The 13,416-nt window shown below is 70.8% G+C and carries 13 protein-coding genes and 1 pseudogene; 13 read left to right on the forward strand and 1 reads right to left on the reverse strand.

Annotated features, from left to right (window positions below; all coding sequences use genetic code 11):
- Positions 1-125 precede the first annotated feature (125 nt).
- Together CFB43_RS32710 and CFB43_RS32715 are read left to right on the forward strand one after the other, a co-directional pair.
- The gene (locus CFB43_RS32710; protein ID WP_089498295.1) at positions 126-1,331 is read left to right on the forward strand and encodes a zinc-dependent alcohol dehydrogenase; all 1,206 of its coding nucleotides are present in this window, start codon (positions 126-128) and stop codon (positions 1,329-1,331) included.
- Between the two features lie 29 nt (positions 1,332-1,360).
- Positions 1,361-1,684 (forward strand): four-helix bundle copper-binding protein, encoded by a 324-nt coding sequence (locus CFB43_RS32715; RefSeq protein ID WP_179254958.1) that lies wholly within the window; start codon positions 1,361-1,363, stop codon positions 1,682-1,684.
- 9 nt (positions 1,685-1,693) lie between these two features.
- Here CFB43_RS32715 and CFB43_RS32720 read toward each other — a convergent pair whose 3' ends face one another.
- Positions 1,694-3,286 carry a PAS domain-containing hybrid sensor histidine kinase/response regulator gene (locus CFB43_RS32720; protein ID WP_089498296.1) on the reverse strand — a complete coding sequence of 531 codons (1,593 nt, stop codon included), beginning with the start codon at positions 3,284-3,286 and terminating at the stop codon, positions 1,694-1,696.
- A gap of 276 nt (positions 3,287-3,562) precedes the next feature.
- On the opposite strand from CFB43_RS32720, the gene CFB43_RS32725 reads away from it, so the two are divergent.
- The 11 genes and pseudogenes from CFB43_RS32725 (at position 3,563) to CFB43_RS32775 (ending at position 13,416) form a co-directional block, all read left to right on the forward strand.
- Positions 3,563-3,931, forward strand: coding sequence for a chemotaxis protein (locus tag CFB43_RS32725; RefSeq protein WP_089498297.1), 369 nt, complete (start codon positions 3,563-3,565; stop codon positions 3,929-3,931).
- A gap of 187 nt (positions 3,932-4,118) precedes the next feature.
- The gene (locus tag CFB43_RS32730) at positions 4,119-4,997 is read left to right on the forward strand and encodes a BON domain-containing protein (RefSeq protein WP_089498298.1); all 879 of its coding nucleotides are present in this window, start codon (positions 4,119-4,121) and stop codon (positions 4,995-4,997) included.
- Between the two features lie 191 nt (positions 4,998-5,188).
- Positions 5,189-5,437: pseudogene (locus CFB43_RS32735) on the forward strand (response regulator); the annotation flags it as partial.
- Positions 5,391-5,906 (forward strand): hypothetical protein, encoded by a 516-nt coding sequence (locus CFB43_RS32740; protein WP_089498299.1) that lies wholly within the window; start codon positions 5,391-5,393, stop codon positions 5,904-5,906. The pseudogene CFB43_RS32735 and the gene CFB43_RS32740, both read left to right, overlap by 47 nt.
- 157 nt (positions 5,907-6,063) lie before the next feature.
- Positions 6,064-6,846, forward strand: coding sequence for an SDR family oxidoreductase (locus tag CFB43_RS32745; RefSeq protein ID WP_373452571.1), 783 nt, complete (start codon positions 6,064-6,066; stop codon positions 6,844-6,846).
- Positions 6,837-7,448, forward strand: a complete 612-nt coding sequence (locus CFB43_RS32750) for a D-glycero-alpha-D-manno-heptose-1,7-bisphosphate 7-phosphatase (protein WP_089498300.1) — start codon at positions 6,837-6,839, stop codon at positions 7,446-7,448. The genes CFB43_RS32745 and CFB43_RS32750 overlap by 10 nt, the downstream gene beginning before the upstream one ends.
- Complete coding sequence (locus tag CFB43_RS32755) at positions 7,445-8,647, forward strand: glycosyltransferase family 9 protein (protein ID WP_089498301.1); 1,203 nt, start codon at positions 7,445-7,447, stop codon at positions 8,645-8,647. The genes CFB43_RS32750 and CFB43_RS32755 overlap by 4 nt, the downstream gene beginning before the upstream one ends.
- Before the next feature lie 3 nt (positions 8,648-8,650).
- Entirely contained in the window at positions 8,651-10,396 is a 1,746-nt protein-coding gene (locus tag CFB43_RS32760) for a carbamoyltransferase family protein (RefSeq protein WP_089498302.1), read from the forward strand.
- Positions 10,393-11,394 carry a glycosyltransferase family 2 protein gene (locus tag CFB43_RS32765; protein WP_089498303.1) on the forward strand — a complete coding sequence of 334 codons (1,002 nt, stop codon included), beginning with the start codon at positions 10,393-10,395 and terminating at the stop codon, positions 11,392-11,394. Before CFB43_RS32760 ends, CFB43_RS32765 begins: the two co-directional genes overlap by 4 nt.
- Positions 11,391-12,476 (forward strand): glycosyltransferase family 9 protein, encoded by a 1,086-nt coding sequence (locus CFB43_RS32770; RefSeq protein ID WP_089498304.1) that lies wholly within the window; start codon positions 11,391-11,393, stop codon positions 12,474-12,476. The genes CFB43_RS32765 and CFB43_RS32770 overlap by 4 nt, the downstream gene beginning before the upstream one ends.
- Positions 12,466-13,416, forward strand: coding sequence for a glycosyltransferase (locus tag CFB43_RS32775; protein ID WP_089498305.1), 951 nt, complete (start codon positions 12,466-12,468; stop codon positions 13,414-13,416). Before CFB43_RS32770 ends, CFB43_RS32775 begins: the two co-directional genes overlap by 11 nt.

The raw sequence follows: 13,416 nt of genomic DNA on the forward strand, positions 1-13,416 counted from the left end.
TGGTTCGTGACGGATGAATGCTCTCCGCACCGCGGAGAGCATTCAGGTGATGCCCGTCAGGGCCCACTCCTTGCTCACCGTCCTTCTCGGTAGTTCCGAGAACGTTCGAACAAGGAGGGCCTGACATGAAAGCAGTCGTATTCCACGGTATCGGCGACATTCGCATCGACACGGTGCCCGATCCTGAAGTCACCGACGCGACCGACGCGGTCGTGCGCCTGACGGCCAGCGCGATCTGCGGCACCGACCTGCACATGGTGCGCGGCACCCTCGGCGGGATGAAGCCGGGCACGATCCTCGGCCACGAGGGTGTCGGCATCGTCGAGACGGTCGGGCGCGACGTGCGCAACCTGCGGCGCGGCGACCGCGTGCTGATTCCGTCGACGATCGCATGCGGCAGTTGCGCGTACTGCCGCGCGGGCTACACCGCGCAATGCGACGTCGCGAACCCGGGCGGCCCGCGTGCGGGTACCGCGTTCTTCGGCGGTCCGGCCGCGAGCGGCGCGTTCGACGGGCTGCAGGCCGAGTACGCGCGCACGCCGCTTGCGCATGCAAGCCTGATTCGGCTGCCGGATGCGATCGACGACGATCGCGCGATCCTGATGTCGGACATTTTCCCCACCGGCTATTTCGGCGCGCAGCTCGCGGAAGTGAGCGCGGGCGACACGGTCGCCGTGTTCGGCGCGGGGCCGGTCGGCCAGTTCGCGATCGCGAGCGCGAAGCTGATGGGCGCCGGGCGCGTGATCGCGATCGACCGCGTGGCGTCGCGTCTCGAGATGGCGTGCGCGCAAGGCGCGGAGATCGTCGATTTCGCGGAGGACGATCCGGTCGAGACGGTGCTGCGGCTGACGGGCGGAATCGGCGTCGATCGCGTGATCGACGCGGTGGGCGTCGACGCGATGCGCGCGACGCACGGGCCGGCCGCGGCCGATCGCGACGCGGCGCAGGCATTCGATGCGGAAGTCGAGACGATCGCGCCGCACCGCAAGCCGGACGGCCGCAACTGGGTGCCGGGCGACGGGCCGTCGCAGGTGCTGCAATGGGCGGTGCGCGCGGTCGCGAAAGCCGGCACGGTGGCGGTGATCGGCGTGTATCCGCCGGCGGCCCGCGTGTTTCCGGTCGGCGATGCGATGAACCGCAACCTGACGATCAAGATGGGCAACTGCAATCACCGAACGGTGACGCCGCCGCTCGTCGAGCTCGTGCGCAGCGGCGCATTCGACCCGCTGTCGGTGCTCACGCGTTGCGAGCCGCTGACGAATGCGATCGATGCCTATCGCGCGTTCGACACGCGCGAGCCGGGCTGGATGAAGGTGAAGCTGACGCCATGACGATGCCAACCGAAACCGGGAGGACTGCGATGAACGATCCCTATGACAACTGCATGGCCGCTTGCGACGCGTGCGCCCACGCCTGCGATGCCTGTACGGCCGCGTGCCTCGCCGAACGCGACGCGCAGGCGCTGGCCGACTGCATCGCGCTCGACATCGAATGCGCGCAGCTGTGCCGCTTCGCGTCGGGTGCGATGGCGCGCCGCAGTGTGCTCACGCCCGGCGTCTGCGCGCTGTGCGCGCAGGCATGCGACTTGTGTGCAGCCGAATGCCGGCGGCATGCACACGATCATTGCCGCCGCTGCGCGCTCGCGTGTGAAGCATGCGCGGCGATGTGTCGGGCGGTGGCTTGAGCACGGCGGTCACGGCGTGCGGCGAACCCGGCGCGCGACGCGCTGCAGCAGCGCGTCGAGCACGGCTATTTCGACGGGCTTCACGAGGTGCTCGTCGAAGCCTGCGCGTTCGGTGCGCGCCAGGTCCGCCGCGCTGGCATGTCCCGACAGCGCGACGCAGGTCGTGTCGCGCAGCGCGTCGATCGCGCGCAGCTCGTGCAGGAGCGTGAAGCCGTCGACGTCGGGCATCGTGAGGTCGAGGATCATCAACTGCGGGACGTAGTGGCGGGCGAGCGCCAGCGCGTCGTGCGCGTTGTAGGCGACGCGCGGCGCGTGTCCTTTCACCTGCAGCAGCACGGCGAGCGTGTCGGCCGAATCGCGATTGTCGTCGACGATGACGATACGGAGCGGCGTCGTGTCCGTCTGCACGGACTTGACCGGCCCGCGCACCTCGACGCGGGTCGCGCGCGCCATGCGGTCGATCGGCAGCCGCACCGTAAACGTCGCACCGTGACCGGGCCCGGCACTTTCGGCCGAGATGCGCCCGCCGTGCAGTTCGACGAATGTCCGGCAGATCGCGAGACCCAGCCCGAAGCCTTCGGCCGGCCGCCGGCCCGCTCCGCTTTCCTGCTCGAACAGGTCGAAGATGGTTTCGAGCGCGTCGCGCGCGATGCCGACGCCGCGATCGGTCACGCGGATCGCGACGACCGGCCCCTCGATCGTGGCGCCGACGTCGATGCGTCCGCCGAGCGGCGAGAACTTCGACGCATTGTCGAGCAGGTTGTGCAGCACCTGGACGAGCCGCGCATCGTCGCCGTGCAACGGCACGGCATCGGCCGGCAGATCGACGTGGATGTGCTGCCCGCGCGCGGCCAGCTTCGGCTGGATGCTTTCGACGCCGCGGCACACGATGTCGCGCACGGTAATGGGGCGGTCTTCCAGCTCGAGCTTGCCGGCGGTGATGCGCCCGACGTCGAGCAGGTCGTCGACGAGGCGCGTCAGTTGCGTGACCTGACGATGCACGGCGTCGCGGCACTGCGCGAGCGCGGGTGCCGGGTCGGCCAGGCTCTGCAGCACGCCGACCGAATGGCGCAACGGCGCGAGATGGTTGCGCAGCTCGTGCGCGAGCATCGCGATGAACACGCTGAGCCGGTGCGTCGACGCTTCGAGCTCCTCGAGGCGCTTGCGCTCGGTCATGTCGCGCGTGATCTTGATGAAGCCGCAGAGCTGGTTCGAGTGATCGTGCACGGGCGTGATCGTCACGCTCGCCCAGAACTGCGAGCCGTCCTTGCGCACGCGCCAGCCTTCGTCCTCGAAGTGGCCGTTGGCGGCCGCTTCGGCGAGCCCGAGCGACGGCCGGCCGGCCGCGATCGCGTCGGGCGGATAGAAGCGCGAGAAGTGGTGGCCGACGATCTCCGCGGCGCGATAGCCCTTGATGCGCGCGGCCCCCGCGTTCCAGGTCGCGACGTTGCCGTACGGGTCGAGCATGAACACCGCGTAGTCGGTGATCGACTCGACGACCGTCTGGAACCGGAACTCGGCGAAGCGGTGCAACAGGTCGCGCGCGTCGGATTGCCCGAGCGGCGGCGGAGGCGAGCGAGGATTGAGGTCGTCTTTCATCATCGGAGCGGCTTGTCGAAGACGGGCGGGCAAGCGCCGCCCGGCCGCCGTCGGGCGGGCCGGCGGCGGCGGTACGAATCGGATTGGCACCCCCGAAAGCATAAGGGAACTCAATTCGGCTGATCAATGAGCGCGCATCGGTTGTGCCGATCGCCATTCCGGCCGCGCGCAATCGGTTCCGGTGCGCGGGGCGGCACGCCGATTGCACGCGTTTGCATTCCGCTGGCCGTGCCGCGTTGGCCGGCTGCCCGCGGCCGCGAGCCTTGCAAGGAGATCGACATGAACAGCACGCTGAACCCCGACAACGAACCGTCCGAACCGGACGACGACAATGCCGGCCGCGGCCGCGACGGCCGCGCCCTGGGCCCGAGCGACTCGTCCGACAGCGGCAGCGACACGGCCGGCGCGCGGCGTCATCCGTTCGACGTCGATTCGCCGCTCGACGATCACGCGCTCGAACGCGGCGATGCCGCGCTCGACAGCGATACGGACCGTGCAGGCACCGGTGAGCGCGCGTCGGCGGACGGCGATTCGACGCTCGATGAAGGCATGGACATCAAGCCGGACCGCACCGAGCGGCTGAGCGAGCCCGGCGGCACGACGGAACCGGAGGACGGGGACGAAGCGGGCGATGACGGCACGCCGTGACGCCCGGCACGCAAAAACTGCAATCGCATTGCAGATTCTCGCGTCCGGCAGCCAATCGGCGTCGCGATGCGCGTCCGTCTTCCATCGGCCACGACATCGGCACGCGACTTGCATCCGAGCTGACCGACGCGCGCCGTGACACGGCATGGGGCCGTGCGCGGCGCAGGCGCGATCAAGGAGGGACACGATGCAACGACGATATCCCGGACGGCACGGCGAACGCGGTGGCCCGCCCGACTGGCAGGAGCGCAACGAACGCGCAGCCCGAGGCGCCGGCGAGCGCGGCATCCCGGACGATCCGGCGCGATGGCCCGACGCGGGCGACGAGTCGGCGTACCGCCGCTTCGCGAGCGAGGACGTCGGCCCGGAAGATTGGGGCAGCGAATGGAGCGAACGCGCGGCGCGGCCGGTCGGCCAGCGGCGCGGCGAGGCCGATGCGGGCTGGCAGGGCGACTTCCCGCGCCAGCCGGCGCGCGAACGCGATCCCGGCTACGGCGAACGCGACTATCACGCGCAGGGCCGCGACTGGCGGGAAAGCCCGTACCGCGGCGTTCCCCCGGAGTTTCGCGGGCATCACCGGATGGGCGGGTACGACCGCGACCGCGCCTATGGCGATCCGCGCGACGATGCGCGCTACCGCGGCGACGCCCCCGACTTGTCGCGATTCGGCAGCGACGCCGAACGCGACGCGCTGCGCAATCGTCGCGGACCGAAAGGCTATACGCGATCGGACGAGCGGATCCGCGAAGAGGTGTGCGAGCGGCTCGCGCATGCACTCGACATCGACGTGAGCGACGTCACGGTGCAGGTGCAGGACGGCCGCGTCGAACTGGACGGCACGGTGCCGGCCCGATGGATGAAGCACGGCATCGAGGACCTGGCCGATGGCTGCATGGGCGTGCGCGACGTCGAGAATCGCGTGCGGGTGCGTCGTGACGAGGGCGAGCACGATTCGGGGATGGTGCTGCATCCCGACCAGCGCACGGTGACGCCGACGCAGCCCGCCGTACTCGATCCCGAGCCGGGCACCGTCGGTCGCGACCGCGAGCGCAAACCGCACCACTGAGCGCGCGTGCACGAACCGGCGCGCCCCGAACCGCGTCGCGCACGCATGATCACGGGAACCGACGATATGCCGCTCGGGCAGTGCTCGTGATCGTCATCGGCACGTGCGGCGGCGGCTTCGTCACATTCGCGATCGATGCGGCATGCGCGGCCGTGTTTGCGCGCCGGCGGATGCGCTGCCAGCGGCGTGTCATTCGCCAGATGGACGCCGCGCATGATCGAGAAGGCTGCGCTCAGCCTGAGGGCCTGGCGCTGTCCGGCCACGCGCTCGACCGCGACCGCGACCGCACGCGCGCGGTCGAGGCCGGTTTCCACGCTGACCTGACCCAGCCCGCGGCAACGGCCGACCGGATCGCGCCGTTGCGCGCACTCGCATTTCCCTCTGGAGAAACCCATGTCCCACCCGCCACCCGAAGCGCTGACCGGCCGCCGCGCCGGTAGCGCGTTCGTCGACCGCCAGACCGCGGTCGCCGCGGTCGAACTGCTGCTGCCGAGCCTGTCGGCCGCGCTGCAGAGCGACTTCGTCGGCGACAGCGGCTGCCTGCACATCGTGATCATGGATCCCGCGCTCGGGCCTCGCGACGCGGCGTTCGAGGACGCGATCCTGTACGAGTTCTCGTTGCCCGACCCGAAGGACTGGGACGCCGACTACCGTGCGTATGCGCGCGCGAAAGCGCGGCTGTCGTGGGAAACGGGCCGCGACGGCCACGTCGTGCAGGCGCTGGAGCCGTACCGGCTGCGCGCGGGCGATACGAACCTGTGGGGCGGCGTCGCGCTCGGCGGGATCGTGGTCGGCGTGTCGGGCGCGCAGCCGTGGTTCGACGAGGCATTCGCGGGATGCATCGCGCACTGCCTGCGTGCGCTCGCGAAGCGCCGCGCGCAGGCGACGCCGGACGCGCTGGCGATCTGAGCGCGGCCGTGCGGGGCGGTTTTTACAGCAGCTTATAAAAAAGCCAGCGAGCGCTTGCCGGCGCGCGAGGCGGCACGCGCGCCGGCAAGCCGGCACGGTTCTCGCTGTATCTCCTGCATCGACGTTTGTCGCGACAAGCGTCACACAGCCAGTCCGGATGCGTCCGGACGTTCGCAAGGAGGTGCAGGTGAACGACGTCAAACACGATTCCGTCCAAACGCCGCTCGCCGGCCGCGTCGCGCTGGTGACCGGCGGTGGCCGCGGGCTCGGCGAGGCCATTTGCGAAGACCTGGCGCGGCACGGCGCGCACGTGATCGTCGCCGATCTCGACGGCGACCGCGCGGCCGCCGTCGCGCAGCGGCTCGAACGGCACGGCGGGCAGGCGGTCGGCCGGCCGCTCGACGTACGCGACGAGGCGTCCGTGCTGCAGGTCGTGCACGACGCGCGGGAAGCGCTCGGCGATCTCGACGTGGTCGTCAACAACGCGGCGATCGACGTGACCGCGCCAATCGACGACGTGAGCGTCGACGCGTGGCGGCAGGTGCTGATGACGAACCTGCTCGGCCCGTACCTGATGTGCCACGCGGCCGTGCCGATGATGAAGGCGCGCGGCACCGGCCATATCGTCAACATCGCGTCGACCGCGTCGAAGCGCGCGTGGCCGAATGCGTCCGCCTATCACGCGACGAAGTGGGGGCTGCTCGGCCTGTCGCACGCGCTGCATGCCGAACTGCGGCCGGCCGGCGTGAGCGTGTCGGCGATCGTCGCGGGCGGGATGCGCACGCCGTTCCTGCTCGACCGCTTTCCGGACATCGACGCGGACACGCTGCAGCCGGCCGAGAACGTCGCGGCCGCCGTGCGCTTCGTGCTGATGCAGCCGCCCGGCACGGTGGTGCCGGAAGTGATGGTGCTGCCGATGAAGGAGACGTCATGGCCTTGACGCGCGAACGGGGGCTGCCCGGGGCCGTGCTGATCGACAAGGACGGCACGTTGCTCGACGACGTGCCCTACAACGTCGATCCGGCGCGCATGCGCCTCGCACCGGGCGCGGCACGCGCGCTGCGCACGCTCGGCGCGACCGGCATGCCGATCGTGGTCGTCTCGAACCAGCCGGGCGTCGCGCTCGGCCGCTTTACCGAAAACGAGCTTGGCGCGGTCCGCCGGTGTCTCGCCGAACTGTTCGAAGCAAACGGCGCGACGCTGGCGGATTTTTTTTACTGCCCGCATCACCCGCGGGGCAGCGTGCCGGCCTATACGGTTGACTGCATCTGCCGCAAGCCGCGCCCCGGCATGTTGCGTCGCGCGCTGGCCACGCTGGGCGTCGTCCCCGAATGGAGCTGGATGATCGGCGACATCCTCGACGACGTCGCGGCCGGGCGCGCCGCGCGTTGCCGCACGATCCTCGTCGACTGCGGGCACGAGACCGAATGGCGCACCGGCGCCGCGCGATCGCCGCACCACATCGTCGATCGCGTCGACCGCGCGGCCGACATCGTCGCGCGCGAAGCCGTGCGGCGGCACGGCACCTGGGGCCGGCGATGAACGCCGCGTGGCGTCGCGCGCGACGCATCCTCTGCGTGCGGCTCGACAGCGTCGGCGACGTGCTGATGACGACGCCCGCGTTGCGCGCGCTGAAGGAAAGCGGCGAGGGGCGCCGGCTCACGCTGCTGACGTCGCGCACGGGCGCCGCGCTGGCGGCGCACCTGCCGATGGTCGACGACGTGTGGACCTACGATGCGCCGTGGGTCAAGCACCCCGACGTGCGCGGCGATCCGGTCGCCGATCTCGACATGATCGACCGGCTGCTGGCCGGCCGTTTCGATGCGGCCGCGGTTTTTACCGTCTACAGCCAGAATCCGCTGCCCGCCGCGATGATGTGCTGGCTGGCGGGCATTCCGCTGCGGCTCGCGCATTGCCGCGAGAACCCGTACGAACTGCTGACCGACCGCGTGCCGGAAAGCGAACCGGAGTCGCATGTGCGGCACGAGGTGGCGCGGCAGCTCGCGCTCGTGCGCGCGATCGGCGCCACGACGTCGAACTGGCGGATGGCGTTCGAGCCGGGCGACGCGGCGCGGCGCGCGGTGAGCGCGCGGTTGCAGGCCACGGTGCAGCGCATCGGCGGCCCGCGCCGGCCGGGCGCGCCATCCGCGCGCTGGCTCGTCGTGCATCCGGGCGCGAGCGCGGCGTCGCGTCGCTGGCCGGCCGAGCGCTTCGGCGAGGTGGCCGCGAGCGTCGCGCCGCTGTTCGACGGCATCGCGGTGACCGGTAGCGAAAGCGAGCGCGCGCTGGTCGACACGGTATGCGCCCGCGCCGGCCCGCGCGCGGTGCCGTTGGCGGGCGTGCTGTCGCTCGGCGAACTCGGCGCGCTGATCGAGACGGCCGACCTGCTGCTGTCGAACAATTCCGGCCCGGTGCATCTCGCGGCCGCGCTCGGCACGCCGGTGGTCGATCTCTATGCGCTGACCAATCCGCAGCACACGCCGTGGCGGGTGCCGCATCGGGTGCTGAACGTCGACGTGCCGTGCCGCAACTGCTACCGCAGCGTGTGCGATCAACCCGGCCATCCGTGCCTGCGGGAGGTGAGCGTCGACGATGCGGTCGCCGCCGTGCACGCGCTGCTGCGCGGCCGTATGCGCCATGCGCGGCGGGCGGCCGTGCGGGCCGCCATGCAGGGTGACGGACCGGTCGACGCGAGCCCGTCGAACGTGATTCCGTTCTCGCCCGCCATCACGAGGAGCTGACGCATGCCCGAACCGATCCATACGCTCGGCATCAATGCCGCCTTTCACGACAGTGCCGCGTGCCTCGTGCGCGACGGCGTCGTGATCGCGGCCGCCGAGGACGAACGCTTCACGCACGTGAAGCACGCGAAGCGCCCGGTACCGTTCTCGACCTGGGAGCTGCCCTACCATGCGATCGACTACTGTCTAGCGGAGGCCGGCATCGTGCTCGCGGACGTCGACCACGTCGCGTATTCGTACGATCCGTGGTTCGAGCTCGACCGCGACACGGCCGAGCCGTCGCTGACCTTGCCGCTTTCGCCGTCGGCCCACGCGCCGCGCAACGGCGGCGCGTCGCCATGGCATCCGCTGTTCCTGTCGTCGATCGTGAACGCGCCGCGCCAGCTCGCGGGCGGCGCGCCGCACCACCTGCAGCGGCGTTTTCGCGGTGTCACGCACGACGGGCCGTTCCGCTGGCATTTCGTCGAGCACCATCTCGCGCACGAGGCGAGCGCGTTTCTCGCGGCGCCTTTCGCGCGCTGCGCGGTGATGACGATGGACGGGCGCGGCGAGCGTGCGACGACGAGCTACGGCGCGTTCGACGGCCGGTCGTACCGGCGGCTCGGCCAGGTCAACCTGCCGCATTCGCTCGGGTTGCTGTACGAACGCGTGACGCGCTACCTCGGCTTCCTGCACTCGTCCGACGAGTACAAGGTGATGGCGCTCGCGTCGTACGGCAAGCCGGTGTTCGCCGACGCGATGCGCAAGCTGGTGCGCTACGACGGCGACGGACGCTACGCGATCCTCGACGGCGATCTCGTTGCGATGTTCGGCCCGCCGCGCGAACGCGGCGGCCCGATCGAGCCGCATCACTGCGACATCGCGCACGCGTTGCAGCTGGTGCTGGAAGAAACGGCGTTGCAGGCGGTCGACTGGCTGGCCGCCGGCACCGGCGAGCGGCAGCTCGCGATGGCGGGCGGGGTCGCGCTGAACTGCGTGATGAACGCGAAGATCCGCGATCGCGGCCCGTTCGACGACGTGTGGGTGCAGCCGGCCGCCGGTGACGCCGGCACCGCGCTCGGCGCGGCGCTGTGGACCGACTTCCGGATGCGCGGCGAGCGCGGTGCATGGCGGATGGAGCATGCGTATCTCGGGCCGTCATACGGTGACGACGCGATCGAGGCGTTCCTGAAGGACGCGCAACTGCCGTACCGGCGGCTGGCCGACGTCGCCGCGCAAACGGCCGCGCTGCTCGCGGCGAACCGCGTGATCGGCTGGTTCCAGGGGCGCATGGAGTTCGGCCCGCGCGCGCTCGGCGCACGCTCGATCCTCGCGTCGCCGACCGATCCGGACATGCAGCGCAAGCTCAACAAGATCAAGGATCGCGAGGACTTTCGGCCGGTCGCGCCGGTCGTGCTCGAAAGCAAGGCGCATCACTGGTTCCGCGGCGGACGGCGCACGCCGCTGCGCGCGCCGTTCATGCTGTTCGTGTACGACGTCGCGCCCGGCGCCGAAGCGACGATTCCGGCCGTGCGCCATATCGACGGCACCGCGCGCGTGCAGACCGTCGACGAAGCGCAGCATCCGCTGCTGCACGCGTTGCTGACCGAGTTCGACGCGCTCACCGGCGTGCCGGTGCTCGTCAACACGTCGTTCAATACACGCGGCGAGCCGATCGTCTGCACGCCGCGCGATGCGCTCGAATGCTTCTGGACGTCGCCGCTCGACGCGCTCGTGATCGGTTCGTTCCTGCTGGAGAAACCGAGATGAACGCGCGCGACACGCAACGGCCGCCGGTCGTGTCGGTCGTCGTGCCGACCTACCGGCGGCCCGACCTGCTCGAACGCTGCCTCGACGCGCTGTGCGTGCAGGTGTTCGACCCGACGGCCTACGAGATCATCGTGGTCGACGACGACGCCGCCGGCAGCGCGCGGCCCGTCGTCGAGCGGTGCCGTGCGCGCGTGACCGACGTGCCGGCGATCCGCTACATGACCGCGCCCGCCACGCAAGGGCCGGCCGGTGCGCGCAACGTCGGCTGGCGCAGCGCGTGCGGCGCGTTGATCGCGTTCACCGACGACGACACGATTCCCGATCCGGCGTGGCTGCGCCACGGCACGGCCGCGTTGCTGGCCGAACCGTCCGCGTCCGCCGCCGCGGGCCGCATCGACGTGCCGTTGCGGCCGCACCCGACCGACTACGAACGCGACGCGGCCGGCCTCGCGCATGCGGAATTCGCAACCGCGAACTGTTTCGTGCGGCGCGTGGCGCTCGAACGGGTCGGCGGCTTCGACGAACGCTTCACCCGCGCCTGGCGCGAGGACGCGGACCTGATGTTCGCGTTGCGCGAACACGCGGGGCCGATCGTCGACGCCGGCGCGGCGTGCATCGTTCATCCGGTGCGCCCCGCGCGCTGGGGCGCGAGCATCGGCCAGCAGTCGAAGGTCTATTTCGACGCGCTGCTGTACAAGAAGCACCGTGCGACCTACCGCCGCCATATCCGGCCGGTGCCGCCGTGGCACTACTACGCGGCGGTGCTCGCCGCGCTCGGCGCGATCGTGTGCTTCGCGGCCGGGTGGCCGGCGCCGGGCGCGGCGTGCGCGGCGGCCTGGATCGTGATTACCGCGGCGTTCTGCGTGAAGCGCCTGCGCGGCACGCGGCTCACGCCGTCGCACGTGGCCGAGATGATCGTCACGTCCATCGCGATTCCGCCCGTGTCGCTGTACTGGCGCATGCGCGGCGCGCTTCATTTCCGGGTCTTGTTCCTATGACGACCGAACCTGCCGATTTCGAGCGTGTGCGGCGCCCGACGCGCATCGCGGTGTTCCGTGCGCTGCAGCTCGGCGACATGCTGTGCGCGGTGCCCGCGTTGCGCGCGCTGCGGCGCGGCGAACCCGACGCGCGGATCACGCTGATCGGGCTGCCGTGGGCGCGCGAGTTTGCGTCGCGTTTCTCGGACTACCTCGACGGTTTCATCGGGTTTCCCGGTGCGCCGGGGCTCGGCGAACAACCGGTGCCCGACGCAGCCGCCCGTGAAGCGTTCATCGCCGAGTGCCGCGCGCGGGATTTCGACCTCGCGATCCAGCTGCACGGCAGCGGCACGACCACCAACGCGATCGTCGCGTCGCTCGGGGCCACGCGCACGGCCGGCTTCGTGCCGGCCGACGGTGGCGCGACCCGGCTCGACCACACGCTCGCGTGGCGGGACGACGAGCCGGAAGTCACGCGTTACCTGGCGCTGATGCGCGCGCTCGGCTATGCGGCATGGGGCGACTACCTCGAATTCCCGCTCGGCGGGCTGGATTACGCGTTGTGGCACGTGCTGTGCGACGAGCATGCGCTCGATCCGGGGCGCTACGTGATCGTGCATCCCGGTGCGCGGATGGCGTCGCGGCGCTGGCCGGTCGAGCGCTTCGCGCTCGCCGCACGGCAGCTCGCGGACGACGGCTGGCAGATCGTGTTGACCGGCACGCGCGCGGAACGGGCGCTGGCCGATGCGTTCGCCGAGCATCTCGCGCGGTCCTGCGTGAACCTGTGCGGCCGCACGCCGCTCGGCGCGCTGGCCGCGCTGATCGGACGCGCACGGCTGGTGCTGTGCAACGACACGGGCGTGTCGCACGTCGCGGCGGCGCTCGGCACGCCGAGCGTGGTCGTCGCGTGCGGCAGCGACACGGCCCGCTGGGCGCCGCTCGACCGCGCGCGTCATCGCGTCCTCGCGAACTATCCGGCGTGCCGGCCGTGCATGTTCGACACGTGCCCGTATGGGCACGAATGCGCGATGGCGATCGGCGTCGGCGACGTGATCGAGCGGGCGGGCGAACTGCTGGCGGAGGAGAGGCGTCATGTCACGTAAGCGGCTGCGCGTGCTGACCTGGCACGTGCATGGCAATTACCTGTATTACCTGTCGCAGGCGCCGCACGAGTTCTTCATCGTGACGAAGCCGCACGATCCGCCCGGCTATGCGGGCCGCGTCGGGCACCTGCCTTGGGGCGACAACGTGCACGAGGTGCCGGCGGAGTGCGTGCGCGACACCGCATTCGACTGCGTGCTGTACCAGCATCAGAAGCATTACGAGCACGACCGCCTGCGGCTGCTGAGCGACGACCAGCGTGCGTTGCCGACCCTGTTCGTCGAGCACGATCCGCCGCGCGGGCATCCGACCGATACGCTGCATCCGGTGCAGGATCCGAACGTGCTGCTGGTGCACGTGACGCCGTTCAACGCGCTGATGTGGGACAACGGCGTGACGCCGACGCGCGTGATCGAGCATGGCGTGCTGATGCCCGACCACGTCGCGTATCACGGGACGTTGCCGAAAGGCGTGACGGTCGTGAACAACCTGGCGCGCCGGGGGCGTCGGCTGGGCGCCGACCTGTTCGAGGCCGCGCGTCACAGCGTGCCGCTCGAACTGGTCGGGATGGGCTCGGCCGAGCTCGGCGGGATCGGCGAGGTGCCGAACCCGGCGCTGCCGCACTTCCTGTCGCACTACCGGTTCTTCTTCAATCCGATCCGCTATACGAGCCTCGGGCTCGCGGTGATCGAGGCGATGATGATCGGGATGCCGATCGTCGCGCTCGCGACGACCGAGATGGCGCTGCTCGTCCGGAGCGGACGCAACGGCATGGCCGATATGCGGCCGGCCGTGCTGATCGATGCGATGCGCATGCTGATCCGCGATCCCGATCTCGCACGCGAGTGGGGCGCCGCCGCGCGACGCGACGCGTGCGAGCGCTTCGGCATCGAGCGGTTCGTGCGCGACTGGGACGCGGCGTTGCACGACGTCGCGACGTGA

The organism is Burkholderia sp. AU15512 (assembly GCF_002223325.1).
In the GTDB taxonomy this organism is placed as follows: Bacteria; Pseudomonadota; Gammaproteobacteria; order Burkholderiales; family Burkholderiaceae; genus Burkholderia.